We start from the raw sequence: 15,162 nt of genomic DNA on the forward strand, positions 1-15,162 counted from the left end.
GTGTGTATCATATGGTCCATCGATAGAGCCACACTTCGCTGAGAGCTTGCCCGTCCAGCCGCAATTGCGCACGGAATTCGGCCCACTGTGCGTCACCTGCCATGAAGGTGAATGCAAGGCGCGGCCCGCCGGTTTCGGGATTGCGTTGGATAATACCTTCGGTCACATCACCCGCGCTGGAGCGGACAAGTCGGTCCACTTTTGACAGGTCCTTGGGAACATGGGGCGCGTCTTCGAAGTCAATTGTGAAGATGCGCCCGCCTTCGGGCCGTCCGCCCGCAGCAGTATTCAAAACGCGCAGCGGCATGGCAGCTTTCGGCGCCGGGTCCGCGCCCCAATCCAAGCGATAGGTCATGCGGCGGGATGTACCAGCCTCAATGTCAGCTGAGGGCCGCCAATACGCAACAATGTTGTCGTAGACTTCCTTGTCCGTCGGGATTTCGATCAGCGCCACACTTCCGCGTCCCCAACCCTCACCCGGTGTAACCCAAAGACCAGGGCGGCGATGATACAAAGCCTCCAGGTCATTAAAGTCACTGAATTTACGCGCCCTTTGCATCAGGCCGAAACCCCGTGGATTGTTGTCGCCAAAAGCACTGATTTGCAGGGTGCGTGGGTTGGCCAAAGGACGCCAGATCACCTCACCGCCACCATTGTGGATCATGAGCCCGTCATTGTCGTGCACTGCCGGCCGAAAATCATCGAAGCGTTGGGTGTTCATGTCATCGAACATGAACATCGATGTCAGAGGTGCGATGCCCACATGTGTGAGAGTGGCGCGGGCAAAGATTTCCGCTTCAACCTCCATCACAAGCGGTTGGCCGGGCATGATCTCGAACCGGTAGGCCCCGGTGCAGGACGGGCTGTCCAGCAACGCATGAACGACGATTTGCGCCGCTCCAGTTGCGGGGCGCTCCAGCCAGAAATGCGTGAAGTCGGGGAATTCCTCGCCCATCGGATCGCCGGTCTTGAGGGCAAGGCCCCGGGCCGACAGGCCGTAAATATCCCCGGTGCCGATGCCACGAAAATAGCTGGCACCTTGAAAAACGGCGTATTCCTCATGGATGCCGGGCTGGCGCAGCTCTGCCCGCAAACGCAGACCAGAATAGCCTAAGGTGTCGTCAATCGGCACGTCAGGGAATTTGTCGGTCGTGTCGAAGACGCCCATGTCGAACTTGATCGGACGGGCCTGATCGCCTTCGACCACATATGTGCGGATGGCTTGTGGAAAGTAGAGTCCCGGCGGAAACACGTCGACCCGTTGTGGTGCATCGCTGCCTTCCCACAGGCCATTGCGGCTGTCGAACCAAATCTTACGATACTGATCGTAGGTAAGGTTCTGCCACGCTTCAGGGATCATCGGGCGTGGTTCATAGGCGCGGTTGGCCTTGTCCCGGGCCATGTCGATGACGTTTGACGGGTTGAAGGACACGGCATCGCCCAATGGCAAACCGGGTTCATCCTGCGCCCAAGACGCATTGGGGGCTGCGGCAAGCGCTGCAAGGGAAGCGAGGAATTCGCGGCGCAGCATCAGTAGCTCGCCTTTGGTTTCCAGGGAACGGACTTGAACCAGCCTGCCAAATAGGCCGTCAGGATCAGTATGCCGCACCCGAATGCATTGGCTGCCAGCACGGTGCCTGTGTCGCGGCCCAGAACGTCCATCGCAAAACCGTTGAACCGCGCAACGAAGATAGACACGACGAAAACCGCGAGGGATTGCTGACCCACCTTCAGGATGACCGTCAGGACCTTGTCCCAGGCACGAGCCAGCGCGCTAGTCGTCGACACCCGGAGGCGGTGGCCCTTATCCCCTGCCAGAACCCAGGCAAGGTAAGCGAGCGCCAGGAATTGCACGTAACGCAGCAGGCCAAAGTCGGATTTGGAGATCCACTGGCGGTTGTCGGCACGCCAGTCACGGGCCCAGTCAAAGCCCAGTTCACGCACGCCAATGCTCGAGAAAGGGATGTTGGCCAGCACGATAAAGGCGGCGATACCGATCAGCACCTTGTTGACGGGCGGTTTCGGTAACCAGCCGCGCATGAAGGCAAAGCCGGTAAAGAAAACAAGCTGCCAGCCAAACGGGTTAAGGAACCAACGCCGCTGCCAATCGTCATTTCCGACCCATGGTTCAGCAGTGAAATTCAGATATGGCAGGCCCATCGCCTCCATGAATTTGCGTTGGCCAAGTATCCACAGGATGCCGCAGAATGCCGCGACAAGCCCCAGATGCACTCGCGCTAGAAAGATCACGATGGGCATCATGGCAAGGATCACCATGTACATCGGCAAGATGTCAAAAAGGTTTGGTACCCACTGCAACGTCATGAAACGGAACAGCATGTCCGGGTTCTGCCAATGCTCACCTTCGACAAACAGCATCCACAGGTTCAATTGGCCCCAGTAGTTGCGGGTCGTAATCTCAAGGTCCGTAACAAACGCCAATAGGGCTGTCGTGGCAAAGAACAGGCCGACATGCGCCCAGTAAACCTGCCAGATACGGTAGCCAACGCGGGCTGTCCCAAGGGCAAAGCCAGCCCTCTGGAACGTGGAGCCAAAGGCAATGGCGGATGCCATGCCTGAGCAGAAGACGAAGATTTCGGTCGCGTCCGAAAAACCCCAACGTGCAGGGATCCATGAGGTCAGGAAGTTGCCCGGCGTATGTGCAAACAGGATAATGAACATCGCCAACCCGCGGAAGAAATCCAGACGGATATCACGCACCCGCACCGGATTGGCTGGCACGGCGGCAGCGGAAGGCGCTGCAGTGGTGGTTGGGTCGGCAAAAGTCATGGCAGCTGTCTACTTTACCTCACAAATGGGTGCTATCCCCGCACATTATTGAGCGGGAATGCGCCGCGCGTCCTGGATCGAGACGAGCCGGGTTGCGGCAAACCGGTCGACTGCGCCTGCCCGACGTGCAATGCGATCTTCGAGCAAGGCTTCGGTCGCGTCATACATGCCTGACCGCAGGCCGGCATCGATCGTCATCCGTTCGAACACGTCGCGCTGGGCGTGGCTGCCACCGATGGTCTGCATCGACGGGCGCGCTGCAGCGAGGTCTTGGAACGCCGCGTCGTAGCGCCCTTCGGCAAAGGCATTCAGGCCCGATAGGGCAGCCTTGCCCGGATCAGCCACACGTGCAGGCATTTCACCCTGACGTGCTGCATCGACAGCAAAGCGTGCGGTCATTGCAGCCTGAGCGTCCTCACGCCCAGCGGCGCCAAGGGCCAGTTGGTAGTGCAGATCGGCAAAAACGAGGCATCCGTCATCCGTGCGGTGTTGTGCGAAATCCGCCAACTCGGTCCAGCGATCCCCCACTTGGGTGCCCTCAAGCTCAAGCCGCATCAGAAGGGATGTCGCATTGGCGATGTCACGGTAGTCGTCTGTCTTGTCCGCGCGGATCTGTTGATCATAGAGCGCGAGTACGATGTCGTTTTCGCCCCGGTCGAGGTGCAACAGCGCTTTGTGCCACCACACATGGTAGCGGAAGTTGTTACAGTGGTCCCATGCTGGAACATTGTTTTCGATGAGAGAAATGCCCGCGTCAGGACGGGCGGTCATGTCATAAACGTGGGCTACGGCGTGCAGACCCCAAGCGTCGTCCGTTGCCAGTTCTAGCCCCTTGAGGCCGGCGGCTTCTGCCGCGTGATAGTCACCTGTCTCTTCCAGAGTGAAGGCATGACAGCCGTGCAAATACCCTTCGAGTGGGTGATCCTTGTGGGCACCCAGCACGTTCTCGATTGAGGTGCGCATGCCGACACCGTCGCCCAGAATGAAACGGATGGCGTGGCTTACCTTGGCTGACAGGGTGTCGGTGGGATGATCGGCCAGAACACGCTCCATTGCGGCTATGGCGCCCGAAGGGCGACCATCCAGCCATTCGCCCAGAGCACGAACCCACAGCCGTTCGCGTGCGGAGCCTCCGGCAACAGCCAATGCAGCCACCGCATCCTTGCCGGCCTGATGGGCAACATCCCACAACTCCTTTCGCCCCATCATCAGGGAAAAGAGACCCTTTGCGGCGTATCCCATTGCAAACTGGGGCGCGCCAGACAGGACCGCCCCCAGATGTGTGGGGGTTGCAGTGCCATGCGCAAGGAAGGCGCGGATCAAGCCGTTCCACTCTTCAACGAGAGCGGGGTCTTCAAGGCTGACGGGCGCCTGACAAATATCGTGCATCATGGGTGCGTGACCTTTTACCGAATGCGTTCTTGACTGGGTGTAAAACATCTAGGCAGGAATGGTATGCTATGAGCATAGGAAACACGTAACCGTGAAGCAGCATGTGCGGTTCCGTGAGCAAAATGTCAGCACATCTGCGAAAATCAGGCAAAAACCGGCCAAAGCGCTTGGGCTAGTCGGTATTTTGTTGCGAATTTCGGGGCTTTAATGTTGCAAGTACGGCCTCTGTGTCCTGCCCGAACCGCGGCGGGGGGCGTCTGTAAGTCACGGGCGTGGCCGAAAACTTGAGCGGATCTGCCAAAAGATGTACGTGTCCGTCTTTCACATCACTGCTGTCGACCTGCACCACCGTACCGCGCGCCTCGGCCTGATCGGAGTTCAGCGCTTCGGCGACATCGTGGATTGGTCCGCCGGGAACTTTGACCGCGTGTATTTTCGCCAGCAAGTCGTCTTTTGTCATCCCGGATAAAATCGGGGTGAGCGACGCAGTCAGCGTTACCCGGTTTTCGATACGGTCAAGGTTGGTTTTATAGCGTGGGTCGCTGCCCAGTTCGAGCGCGCCTATGGCATCGCAGAAACGTACAAATTGCGCGTCGTTTCCAACGGCTACCAGTACATGTCCGTCTGATGTCGCAAACGCATCGTAGGGAACGATGTTCGGGTGCGCATTGCCGCGCCGTTCCGGCACTTGACCCGACACGAGGTAGTTGCATCCTTCATTGATCAGCCACGCCATCTGCGCGTCCACAAGGCTGAGGTCTATGTGCTGCCCTTCGCCGGTTTGATCCCGGTGCCGCAGTGCGGCCAGAATACCGATGGTGGCATACATGCCGCACATGACGTCGGCGATGCCGACACCGACCTTGGTTGGTGTGCCTTCTGGATCGCCGGTCAGTGACATGATCCCGCCATAGCCCTGTGCCATCAGGTCGTAGCCGGGTTTGTCGCGGTTTGGGCCGGTTTGCCCGAACCCGGAGATCGAACAATAGACAAGTCCCGGATGGGCGCCCAGGAGGGTGTCGTGATCAAGGCCGTATTTTGCCAACCCCCCGGGCTTGTAATTCTCGATCACCACATCGGCGCGCGCAGCGAGCTGGCGAACAACATCCTGACCCTCTTCGGTCGAAAGATCGACGGCCACCGATTGCTTATTGCGGTTTGCGGACATGAAATAGGCAGATAGATCAGTGGGTTGTCCATCTTGGTCGCGGGCGTAGTTGGGCCCCCATCCTCGTGTGTCGTCACCGCCGGTCTTCGGGTTCTCAATCTTGATCACTGTGGCACCAAGGTCGCCCAACATTTGCGTCGCAGTTGGCCCGGCAAGAATACGCGACAAGTCCAGAACGAACAGGCCATCCAGCGCGCCCGGTGTATCAGATGCGGCCATCATATGCTCCCCGATCAATCACAGCGGCAATCACGGTGAAGGTATCGGCGGATTGCGCGGCGGCAAGTGCGTCTTTCAACTCGGTCCGTGACGTGACCGTATGGCCTGCGCCGCCAAAGGCGCGCCCCATCGCAGCGAAATCATGTTTGGCAAAGTCGACGCCTGCATTGGTGAGTTGTCGTTGCCGCTGTTTCAGTTCGATCAGAGCCAGAGAAGCATCGACGAAGACGACAAAGATGGTCTTGAGACCCAGTTCGGCCGCTGTCGATAGTTCCCCGGCAACCATGAGGAATCCGGCGTCGCCCGAAAAGCTGACAACCGTGCGCGCGGGATCAGCCACGTGGGCACCCATTGCAAGGGGAATTGCACAGCCCATGGTGCAGAGCGCAGAGGATTGCATGAGCCCGCGTGCCTCGTAGCATTCCCACATCTGGCTGAGCAGAATGCGATGCGCCCCGCTGTCTGCCGTGGCAAGCGCATCGCGGGGCAGTTCGGCACGACATGTGTCTATCACCGCCGCCGGTCCCCAATCGTCGTCACGCGGGAAGGCCTTGGACAACTTGGCTTTAGCAGCGGAGACTTCTCCATCTGCCCATGTGGCGCGCGGCGTTACGCCCTCAGCCATCGCCGTCAGCGTAGCGGCGCAATCGCCGATCACGTTGGTTGTGGCTTGGTGCATGTAGTGATGGTTCGGTTCAGCCGTAATGTCGATCATGGTCTGGATGCCGGGGAAATAGAAATCACGCCAACCGGTGCGCATTTCGATCGGGTCATAGCCCAGACCGATGATCAGATCGGCGCGCTGGACGAGTGGCAGCAGAATCTTGTCTGCCTTGGGCGACAGTCCCGCACCCCCCAAAGCCAGTGGGTGATCTTCGGGTAGCAGCCCTTTGGCTTTGTACGTGGTGATGACGGGTACGCTGTAGGTTTCGACAAAGTGACGCAGCATGTCCGACATGTCTTGGCGCCGCGTATCGAAGCCTTGGTTCAACGCATCGACGCCGGCAATCACGATAGGGCGTTCCGCGTTCGCAAGGGCAGCGCGCATGTCGGCAAGTGTCTGTGCCGCTGGTACAACTGGTTCTGCAAAGGACCTGCGTATTGGAAGCTCCGGACGTACAGGGGTGACTGCAACAGTGATTGGCACATCGATGTGAACGGGGCCGGGGCGCCCCTCCAGCGCGATGCCCACGGCCTTGTCTGCAATGACGTGTGCTGCACCTGTGTTGAGAGTGAATGTTGCCTTCGTGATCGGACGGAACACTTGCGTCTGATCCAGCACCTGGTGCGTGTAGGTCTGCGCTTCATCCGCATCAACACAACCAGCGAGCACAATCAGCGGCACGCGGTCTTGATGCGCATTGGCCACCGCATTCACGCCATTCAATGCGCCAGGACCGACCGTAGCGACTAGAATGCCCGGTGCGCCGGTGCGGTGCCATGCCCCTTCGGCCATGAAAGCCGCGGCGTTCTCGTGTTTGCACAAGATGAAGCGAATGCCGGCCCGCTCCAGAGCGTCCACGATGGTCAGGACCTCGCCGCCCGGCATACCAAAGGCGAAACGGCACCCCGCATCAAAAAGCCGCGCCGCCAGAACATCTGCGGCGCGCGGTGGTGTCGGGGGCGGGGGCAGGTCTTGCATCGCTGGTCTTTCACGTTTTTACACCGCGTCTTCCTGTCATGGTCGTTGCTGACGCACAACTCACACCTGCGCTGGGTTTGTTTCATCAGGGACTTGACCTTCCAGTCACTGGAAACCCTATGTGCAATGCATGGCTGATCAAACATTGACCTTTCAGTTGCAGGGACTGCGCTGCGCATCTTGCGTCGGACGGGCCGAAACGGCCTTGGCCGGATTGCCGGGTGCACATGGCGTAAGGGTGAACCTTGCAGATCACAGCGCACGTGTCGCGGGGGTCGATATGGCCAACGCGGTGCAGGCATTGGATGACGCCGGTTATCCGCCTGCCGTCCGGCAGATCGTCTTGAACATCCCGTCCATGTCCTGCGCGTCCTGCGTTGGGCGGATCGAGGCTGCGGCGCGCGCCACGCCGGGTGTCATCAAGGCCGAGGCACGTTTGCCAACCCGTACCCTTGTTGTTGAAACGCTCGGTCCCGATTCTGATCTGCGAACCGCTTTGAAAGAGGCCGGCTATCCCGCTGAGGCATCCAACGCCAGTGCAGAAGAGGGAAGCGAAACCAAGCGCATTTTCCGCCGCTTCCTGCTTGCCGCCGCGCTGACGTTGCCCGTGTTTGTTATCGAGATGGGCGGTCACATGTATCCGCCTTTGCATCACTGGGTGGCCCGCACGATCGGCACCGCCAACAGTCATCTGTTTCAACTTGTCCTGACTGCCGTCGTATTGGCAGGGCCCGGGGCGGGGTTCTTCCGTCGCGGTATTCCAAACCTTTTCAAGGCACGCCCGGACATGGATGCCTTGGTGGCACTCGGGGCAGGGGCGGCGTTCGCATTTTCAGCTTTTTCCGTCCTTGCCCCCGGCATCTTGCCACCCGCAGGCGTCTATTTCGAAGCTGCCGCAGTGATTGTCACATTGATCCTCATGGGGCGCTGGCTTGAGGCGCGCGCGAAGGGGCGCACCGGTGACGCCGTCCGGCGTTTGCTGGGGTTGCGCCCGGACACAGCCGAGCGGCTGACAGACGACGGTGAGACAGAGACTGTACCACTGACAGCTGTACGTACCGGCGATGTGCTGCGTGTGCGTTCCGGTGGGCGGATTCCGGTGGATGGCATCGTGGTCGATGGGTACAGCCACGTTGACGAAAGCATGTTGACGGGTGAACCTGTGCCGGTCCTCAGGCAAGAGGGCGACGTGGTCACCGGCGGGACACTGACAACCACAGGAACCATCGCGCTGCGCGCCACGCATGTGGGCGGGGATACGGTGCTGGCTCGCATTACAGCCCTGACGCAGGAAGCACAGGCTGCGCGTTTGCCGGTCGAGGCACTGGTCAATCGGATCACGGCGCGGTTCGTGCCCGCGGTCCTTGCAGTGGCATTGGGGACATTTGTGATCTGGTGGGCTCTTGCCGGATTGGCCCCTGCCGTGGTTTCGGCCGTTTCGGTGCTGATCATTGCGTGTCCCTGCGCAATGGGCTTGGCAACGCCCATGTCCGTGATGGTGGGCACGGGGCGGGCGGCAGAGTTGGGCGTCCTATTCCACAAGGGCGATGCGTTGCAGCGGGTGCAGGATGCGCAGGTCGTAGCCTTTGACAAGACAGGGACTTTGACCATGGGCACGCCGCGACTCCATGAAATCGCCTTGGCTAGTGCTGTGGATGAGGCGTTTGTTATGCGGATGGCTGCGGGTGTCGAAAGTCTGTCCGAACATCCAATCGCCCGCGCGATCGTTGATCATGTTGCGAAAGCTCCGACGAATGTCACCGACTTCCAGGCGACTCTGGGGGCAGGAGCATCCGCATCTGTCGAAGGGCACAACGTGGTTGTTGGCAATCTGGATATACTGTTGCAGGCCAACGTAACGACGGATGCACCGTTGAGCGAGACCGCTGCAGGCTGGGCTGCTAAGGGCGCAACTGTCGTGCATGTGGCCATTGATGAGCGGCACATGGCGTCATTGGCCATCCGCGATACGATAAGGAGCGGTGCGGCAGACGCCATTGCCGCTTTGAAAGCGCAGGGCAGGTCGGTGGCCATGATATCCGGTGACGCGGTTGCCGCAGCAAAACACACTGCCGCAGCATTGCAGATCGATACTGTCATCGCCGGTGTGAAACCGGATCAAAAGGTTGATGCGATCCGCCAACTGCGCGCCGACAAAGGCGCCGTTGCCTTTGTCGGAGACGGCATCAACGATGCCCCGGCTCTCGCCGCTGCCGACGTTGGGCTGGCCGTAAATGGGGCCACTGACGCAGCCATCGAAGCGGCGGATGTTGTGCTCATGTCGCCGCAACCAGCGGCCGTCCTGCGCGCCATGCGCATCAGCCGTGCCACGCTACGCAACATCTGGCAGAATCTGGGTTGGGCTTTCGTCTACAACACAGCCCTGATCCCGGTGGCCGCAGGCATTCTTGTGCCCTTTGGTGGCCCGCAACTTTCGCCTGCTTTGGCAGCCCTGGCCATGGCGCTGTCGTCCGTTTTTGTCGTTACGAATGCATTGCGCTTGCGCACGGAGGGAGCCGCATGAATATCTCGGACGCTGCAGAGATCACGTCACTGCCACCCAAAACAATTCGCTACTACGAAGAGATAGGGTTGATCACGCCGGGGCGCAGCGCGAACGGCTACCGCAGCTTTACAGACATGCACATCCATCAACTGACGTTTTTGGCGCGTGCCCGCGCGCTTGGTTTTTCGGTCGAGGATTGCCGCTCCCTTCTTGCGTTGTGGGAGGATCGTGATCGGGCCAGCGCTGATGTGCGCAATATTGCTGAGACACACCTCGGTGCCATTGAGGCCAAAATCGCTGACCTGTCAGCCATGCGCGATACGCTGCGTCACCTCGTCAACACCTGTGCAGGTGACAATCGACCCGATTGCCCGATTTTGAACAGCCTGTCTTCTTCTGACTGAAAATACGATGGGGGAGGCCGCAGGCCGGGGGCAAAGCCCCCTTGAACATGGCGCCGCCGTCAGCCGACCGCAGGATCAGCGGCGGCGATCCCGGCGCGACGACATCGGTTGGAAGGCCACGCCCACATGTGCTTCGCAGTAGGGTTTGCCTTGTTGCACCGGTAGGCCACAAAACCAGAAGTTATCCGTCGCTGGATCGCCCACGGGCCACTTGCAGGTCCGTTCGGTCAGTTCCATCAGGCTGATCTTCTTGGCTTTCTTTTCGACCTCGTTGACCTTTGCCAGAGCTTCCGGGCTGATCTCGTTGGCCGAGGGCTGCGGGGGCAAGGGCTGGCCTGCCGGAATGATCTGCTTGCGAGCGGGCAGGGTTGTCTTGGTCTCGGACACCGGCTTTACGGCCGGTTCCGTCTTGGGCTGCACCTTAGGCTCGGCCTTGGCCTTGGGGGCCGGTTTCGGTTTGGCTTCAGCCTTTGCCGTGCTGGCACTGCCACCGCCACCAGCGCGGTTCGACAGGCCGAGGCGATGCACCTTGCCGATCACCGCATTGCGGGTGACGCCACCAAGCTCCTTGGCAATCTGGCTGGCCGATTGGCCTTCGCCCCACATTTTTTTCAGCAGTTCAACGCGTTCGTCGGTCCAGGACATCAGCAGGCTTTCCGATTTAAAAAGCGGCCTCACGTGGGGCCGCCTTGTGTCTCATTCCAGTGTCAGCGCCCTATAGTAGTCACACAGCCCAAAGTTACAAGACGTGACCTTAGGCTTTGGGTGGGGCACGCAACCCTTCCCGCCAGGCCAGAAGCAGTGCCCCCGCGATGATAACACCAGCGCCAAGGATCGTGATTGCATCGGGGATCACGCGATAGAAGATGATGTCGTATCCCGCGGCAAAGATCAGGGTGGCATAGCTGAACGGCGCGACAAAGCTGGCATCGGCCCTTGCCATGGCGTTTACAAAGCATGCTTGTGCTGCAGCCATGGCACATCCGACCCCAGCCATGAGTATCCACTGGCTCGGGGAGAGGGATTGCCAAACAAAAGATACGGCCACCCCGGCAATGCAAAGTCCAAGCGCGTTGTTGACCAGTAGAATCGAAAACGGCCCCTCGCGAGCGGTCAATTTCTTGATAAAGCTCAGCTCAAGTCCCAGCGCCATGGCAGCCCCGAGGGCCAGGAGTGCGGCTGGCTGAAAACTCTCCGGCGTCGGACGCAACAGGATCATTGCCCCGACAAAGGCAATCAGGGCGGCCAGCCAACGCCACTTACCCACCCGCTCGCCCAGCAATGGGATGGCCAAAATCATACCGAAGACCGGGTTTAGAAACGAAATTGCGGTGGCATCTGCCAAGGGAATGTACGCAACGGACGCGAACATCAGGGTAACACCTGCCCAACCACTTGCTGTGCGGGCCAAATGGAAGCCGAGATGGGGGCGCTGCAATTCTGGCCTTAGGACCATCGCGGCCATGCCGAGGACCAAAAAAGCGAAAAGAAACCTGCCAAAGCTGATCTGGAACGGATGCAGCGGCGCGCCAAACTGACCTGTCCCCAGTGCTTTTGCGAACAAGGTCGAGGCTGCGATGAAGGCGCAAGCCACGATTATCAGCAGCGCGGCAAAAACGGGGTTCTCGGCCTTCGGCTTGTACATATCGCGTCCCTGCGCCCACGCCGCCCCAAGTGCAAGCGCATTTTTGCTGGCAAATACGCTGCAACTGGCCTAGACGGACTCCATGATCAATTTCGCACACCTCCGAAGAGCCTTGCGACGCAGCTGACTGCTGCGCCTGATCTTGATGTGTCGTGAAGGCACTCCATTCCTCAAATCTGTTGACCCCGCCCGATGCCTCATGCACCAACGTGCTTTGACGTATTGGCTTTCCAAAAAGGATGATCCGCATGATCACGTCCGTTCTGCCGACCTACAACCGTGCTCCTTTGACGTTCGTCAAAGGCGAAGGCACTTGGCTGATCGAGGCAGATGGCCGACGTTTTCTTGACTTTGGCGCCGGCATCGCCGTGAACGCATTGGGTCACGCCCATCCCGCTCTGACGCAGGCCTTGACCGAGCAGGCAGGCACGCTGTGGCACACGTCCAACCTGTATCACATCCCGCAACAGCAGGCGCTGGCAGACAAGTTGGTGGACGCAACCTTTGCCGACACCGTTTTCTTCACCAATTCGGGAACCGAGGCGTGCGAACTGGCCGTCAAGATGGCGCGCAAGTACTGGTATGACAAAGGGCATTCCGAAAAGGTGGACATCATCACATTCTCGGGCAGCTTTCATGGACGATCCTCTGCAGGCATCGCCGCTGCCGGGTCTGAGAAGATGACAAAGGGTTTTGGTCCCCTGTTGCCTGGTTTTACCCATCTAGCCTTTGGTGATCACGACGCCATCGCGCCAGCCATTACCGAAACGACCGCCGCCATCATGGTCGAACCCGTGCAGGGCGAGGGCGGCATCATACCCATACCGGATCAATGTCTTAAAGGGCTGCGCGACCTTTGTGACGAAAAGGATATCCTTTTGATCCTCGACGAGGTCCAGTGCGGTGTGGGGCGTACCGGTAAACTCTTTGCCCATGAATGGGCCGGGATTGAGCCGGACATCATGATGGTGGCCAAGGGCATCGGTGGTGGTTTCCCGCTTGGGGCCGTACTTGCCACGGAAGACGCGGCCAGCGGAATGACAGCTGGCACACATGGATCGACCTACGGTGGAAACCCGCTGGGTTGCGCCGTGGGCTGTGCGGTTTTGGACATCGTCATGGATCCCCAATTTCTAGATGATGTGAACCGCAAGGCGGGCCTTCTGCGCCAAAAGCTCGAAGGCTTGATCGCGGCGCATCCGGACGTGTTCGAACTGGTTCGCGGATCGGGGCTTATGCTTGGTATCAAGTGCAAGGTTCCATGCGGGGATGTCGTTGCTGCCGGTTATGACAAAGAGATCATTACAGTGCCTGCAGCGGACAACACCGTCCGTCTTTTGCCGCCTTTGACCATAACGGATGACGAAATCGCCGCTGCTGTTGAACGCCTTGATGCAGCCGCACAAACGGTGGCGGCCTGATCCTTCCTTATTTGAATAAACCTCGAGGGTTGGGGGGCTGTTGGCCCTCGAACCTTTCGATCCAAGAGACATCGACATGACCCATTTCCTGGACATCCACACCACCAGCCAAACAGATCTGCGGCACATCATCGACAACGCGCAAGCAATGAAAGCAGCGCGTGCCGGGCGCCCCAAAGGCACCCATGACGACGATCAGCCATTGGCTGGCCATATGGTCGCCCTGATCTTTGAAAAGCCCTCGACCCGGACGCGTGTGTCGTTTGACGTCGGCGTGCGCCAGATGGGTGGGCAGACCATGGTGCTTTCAGGCAGCGACATGCAGCTTGGCCACGGAGAGACCATTGCCGACACAGCGCGCGTGCTGAGCCGCTATGTGGACTTGATCATGATCCGTACCTTTGAAGAGGCGACGCTGCTTGAAATGGCGGAGTATGCCAGCGTTCCCGTGATCAATGGGCTGACCAATCGCACCCATCCTTGCCAGATCATGGCCGATGTCATGACCTTCGAAGAACATCGCGGTCCAATCAAGGGCAAGAAGGTTGTGTGGTCTGGCGATGGCAACAACGTCTTTGCCAGCTTTGCCCACGCGGCCAAGCAATTCGAGTTTGATCTGACGTTTACCGGACCAGATCCCTTGGACCCGGAACGCGCGTTGGATGGTCTTTATACGATCGAGCGCGATCCTCATGCGGCGGTGAAAGATGCCGATCTCGTCGTAACTGATACATGGGTCAGCATGCACGATCCACAATCCGCACGCGAGCGGCGCCACAACCAGCTGCGTGGCTACCAGGTGAACGCGGACCTTATGGCACAAGCGAAACCGGACAGTCTTTTCATGCACTGCCTGCCGGCCCACCGTGATGACGAGGCCACGTCCGAAGTGATGGACGGCCCGCATTCGGTCATTTTTGACGAGGCTGAGAACCGTCTGCATGCTCAAAAGGCCATCATGCGCTGGTGTCTTGGGGTCTGAGCTGATGGCGGGCGCACGTATAGCAGTCGCGGGCGCAGGCAGTATTGGCTGCTATGTGGGCGGTTTGCTGGCCGCAGCAGGGCATGACGTTTGTTTTCTGGCACGGCCACGTATCGCGCAAGCCTGTGCGCAGCGTGGCCTGCGTATGACGGACTATGCTGGGAATGATGTGCACCTGCCAAAGCCGCAGATGGTCGAAACGCCCGAAACTGCATTTGTCGGTGCGGATGTGATCCTTGTTTGCACAAAGTCAGGCGATACGGCCGCCATGGCGCGAGACATCGCAGCACATGCGCCTTCGGCACAGATTGTCAGTTTGCAGAACGGGGTCGACAACGCCTCTACCATACGCGCCGAAGTGCCGGGCGCCGATGTTCGCGCTGCTATGGTCCCATTCAATGTCGTGCCGGAAGGGGCTGCGCACTACCACCGCGCGACTTCTGGCGACATTCTGATCGAAGCCGGGCCATTGCCCGATTTTGATACGCCAACCCTTGCGTGGCAGCAGGTCGACAACATCGAAGCGGTGCAATGGGGCAAGTTGTTGATCAATCTGGGCAATGCCGTCAACGCGCTGTCCGACTTGCCGCTGTTGACACAGCTGCAGGACCGGGCGTGGCGGCGTCTCATGGCGGATCAAATGGGCGAAGCACTGCGCATATTGTCTGCTGCAGGGATCAAGCCTGCCAAGACAACTGCTGCTCCACCCGGCCTGATCCCGCATATCCTGCGTCTGCCCACACCTCTATTTCGTCGGATCGCAGCCCAGATGCTGACCATCGACACACAGGCCCGCTCATCCATGTGGGATGATTTGAAACAGGGGCGTCGCACCGAAATCGATGCTTTGCAGGGTGCCATCATTGCGCTTGCTGAAAGGTACGGACGGCAAGCGCCGTTGAATGCACGCATGCGCGCACTGATCCGTGAGGCGGAAGCTGCTGGAAAGGGCCCGCCCGGGTTAACCCCAGCCGATATTCGGCCGTAGCCACG

General features: G+C 59.4%; 12 protein-coding genes. 5 read left to right on the forward strand and 7 right to left on the reverse strand.

The genetic code is table 11. The features are described from left to right. Positions 1-7 precede the first annotated feature (7 nt). The 5 genes from ACZ1HN_RS07115 to ACZ1HN_RS07135 all read right to left on the reverse strand — a co-directional run bounded on the left by ACZ1HN_RS07115 (position 8) and on the right by ACZ1HN_RS07135 (position 7,211). The gene (locus ACZ1HN_RS07115) at positions 8-1,531 is read right to left on the reverse strand and encodes an OpgD/OpgG family glucan biosynthesis protein (protein WP_472726993.1); all 1,524 of its coding nucleotides are present in this window, start codon (positions 1,529-1,531) and stop codon (positions 8-10) included. Beyond that, a complete protein-coding gene (locus tag ACZ1HN_RS07120; protein ID WP_472726994.1) occupies positions 1,531-2,790 on the reverse strand; it encodes an OpgC family protein in 1,260 nt (419 codons plus the stop codon). The genes ACZ1HN_RS07115 and ACZ1HN_RS07120 overlap by 1 nt, the downstream gene beginning before the upstream one ends. Before the next feature lie 45 nt (positions 2,791-2,835). Next, the gene (locus ACZ1HN_RS07125; protein ID WP_472726995.1) at positions 2,836-4,182 is read right to left on the reverse strand and encodes a tetratricopeptide repeat protein; all 1,347 of its coding nucleotides are present in this window, start codon (positions 4,180-4,182) and stop codon (positions 2,836-2,838) included. 172 nt (positions 4,183-4,354) lie between these two features. Further along, positions 4,355-5,569: a CaiB/BaiF CoA transferase family protein gene (locus ACZ1HN_RS07130; RefSeq protein WP_472729293.1), complete on the reverse strand. Its 1,215-nt coding sequence runs from the start codon at positions 5,567-5,569 to the stop codon at positions 4,355-4,357. Further along, a complete protein-coding gene (locus ACZ1HN_RS07135) occupies positions 5,556-7,211 on the reverse strand; it encodes a thiamine pyrophosphate-binding protein (protein WP_472726996.1) in 1,656 nt (551 codons plus the stop codon). The genes ACZ1HN_RS07130 and ACZ1HN_RS07135 overlap by 14 nt, the downstream gene beginning before the upstream one ends. 130 nt (positions 7,212-7,341) lie before the next feature. Here ACZ1HN_RS07135 and ACZ1HN_RS07140 point away from each other — a divergent pair, with 130 nt between their 5' ends. After that, positions 7,342-9,735, forward strand: coding sequence for a heavy metal translocating P-type ATPase (locus ACZ1HN_RS07140; protein ID WP_472726997.1), 2,394 nt, complete (start codon positions 7,342-7,344; stop codon positions 9,733-9,735). Then, positions 9,732-10,121 carry a Cu(I)-responsive transcriptional regulator gene (gene cueR, locus ACZ1HN_RS07145; protein WP_472726998.1) on the forward strand — a complete coding sequence of 130 codons (390 nt, stop codon included), beginning with the start codon at positions 9,732-9,734 and terminating at the stop codon, positions 10,119-10,121. Before ACZ1HN_RS07140 ends, cueR begins: the two co-directional genes overlap by 4 nt. Positions 10,122-10,196: 75 nt before the next feature. On the opposite strand, the gene ACZ1HN_RS07150 is transcribed toward cueR, so the two are convergent. Both ACZ1HN_RS07150 and ACZ1HN_RS07155 read right to left on the reverse strand, forming a co-directional pair. Next, positions 10,197-10,766 carry a GcrA family cell cycle regulator gene (locus tag ACZ1HN_RS07150; RefSeq protein ID WP_299205904.1) on the reverse strand — a complete coding sequence of 190 codons (570 nt, stop codon included), beginning with the start codon at positions 10,764-10,766 and terminating at the stop codon, positions 10,197-10,199. 109 nt (positions 10,767-10,875) lie between these two features. Then, positions 10,876-11,766 (reverse strand): DMT family transporter, encoded by an 891-nt coding sequence (locus ACZ1HN_RS07155; RefSeq protein WP_472726999.1) that lies wholly within the window; start codon positions 11,764-11,766, stop codon positions 10,876-10,878. Between the two features lie 248 nt (positions 11,767-12,014). Here ACZ1HN_RS07155 and ACZ1HN_RS07160 point away from each other — a divergent pair, with 248 nt between their 5' ends. From ACZ1HN_RS07160 to ACZ1HN_RS07170, 3 genes are all read left to right on the forward strand, one after another. Beyond that, positions 12,015-13,187: an acetylornithine transaminase gene (locus ACZ1HN_RS07160; protein WP_472727000.1), complete on the forward strand. Its 1,173-nt coding sequence runs from the start codon at positions 12,015-12,017 to the stop codon at positions 13,185-13,187. Positions 13,188-13,263: 76 nt separating this feature from the next. After that, positions 13,264-14,169 (forward strand): ornithine carbamoyltransferase, encoded by a 906-nt coding sequence (gene argF / locus ACZ1HN_RS07165; RefSeq protein ID WP_299602826.1) that lies wholly within the window; start codon positions 13,264-13,266, stop codon positions 14,167-14,169. Positions 14,170-14,173: 4 nt separating this feature from the next. Continuing rightward, complete coding sequence (locus ACZ1HN_RS07170; RefSeq protein ID WP_472727001.1) at positions 14,174-15,157, forward strand: 2-dehydropantoate 2-reductase; 984 nt, start codon at positions 14,174-14,176, stop codon at positions 15,155-15,157. Positions 15,158-15,162: the final 5 nt, after the last annotated feature.

It is taken from the genome of Tateyamaria sp. GN1-10, from assembly GCF_055693845.1.

Excerpts from the sequence above, each read along its gene's own strand:
- ACZ1HN_RS07115 (WP_472726993.1), bottom strand. The coding sequence starts at position 1,531 with ATGCTGCGCCGCGAATTCCTCGCTTCCCTTGCAGCGCTTGCCGCAGCC.
- ACZ1HN_RS07120 (WP_472726994.1), bottom strand. The coding sequence starts at position 2,790 with ATGACTTTTGCCGACCCAACCACCACTGCAGCGCCTTCCGCTGCCGCC.
- ACZ1HN_RS07125 (WP_472726995.1), bottom strand. The coding sequence starts at position 4,182 with ATGATGCACGATATTTGTCAGGCGCCCGTCAGCCTTGAAGACCCCGCT.
- ACZ1HN_RS07130 (WP_472729293.1), bottom strand. The coding sequence starts at position 5,569 with ATGGCCGCATCTGATACACCGGGCGCGCTGGATGGCCTGTTCGTTCTG.
- ACZ1HN_RS07135 (WP_472726996.1), bottom strand. The coding sequence starts at position 7,211 with ATGCAAGACCTGCCCCCGCCCCCGACACCACCGCGCGCCGCAGATGTT.
- ACZ1HN_RS07140 (WP_472726997.1), top strand. The coding sequence starts at position 7,342 with ATGGCTGATCAAACATTGACCTTTCAGTTGCAGGGACTGCGCTGCGCA.
- cueR (WP_472726998.1), top strand. The coding sequence starts at position 9,732 with ATGAATATCTCGGACGCTGCAGAGATCACGTCACTGCCACCCAAAACA.
- ACZ1HN_RS07150 (WP_299205904.1), bottom strand. The coding sequence starts at position 10,766 with ATGTCCTGGACCGACGAACGCGTTGAACTGCTGAAAAAAATGTGGGGC.
- ACZ1HN_RS07155 (WP_472726999.1), bottom strand. The coding sequence starts at position 11,766 with ATGTACAAGCCGAAGGCCGAGAACCCCGTTTTTGCCGCGCTGCTGATA.
- ACZ1HN_RS07160 (WP_472727000.1), top strand. The coding sequence starts at position 12,015 with ATGATCACGTCCGTTCTGCCGACCTACAACCGTGCTCCTTTGACGTTC.
- argF (WP_299602826.1), top strand. The coding sequence starts at position 13,264 with ATGACCCATTTCCTGGACATCCACACCACCAGCCAAACAGATCTGCGG.
- ACZ1HN_RS07170 (WP_472727001.1), top strand. The coding sequence starts at position 14,174 with ATGGCGGGCGCACGTATAGCAGTCGCGGGCGCAGGCAGTATTGGCTGC.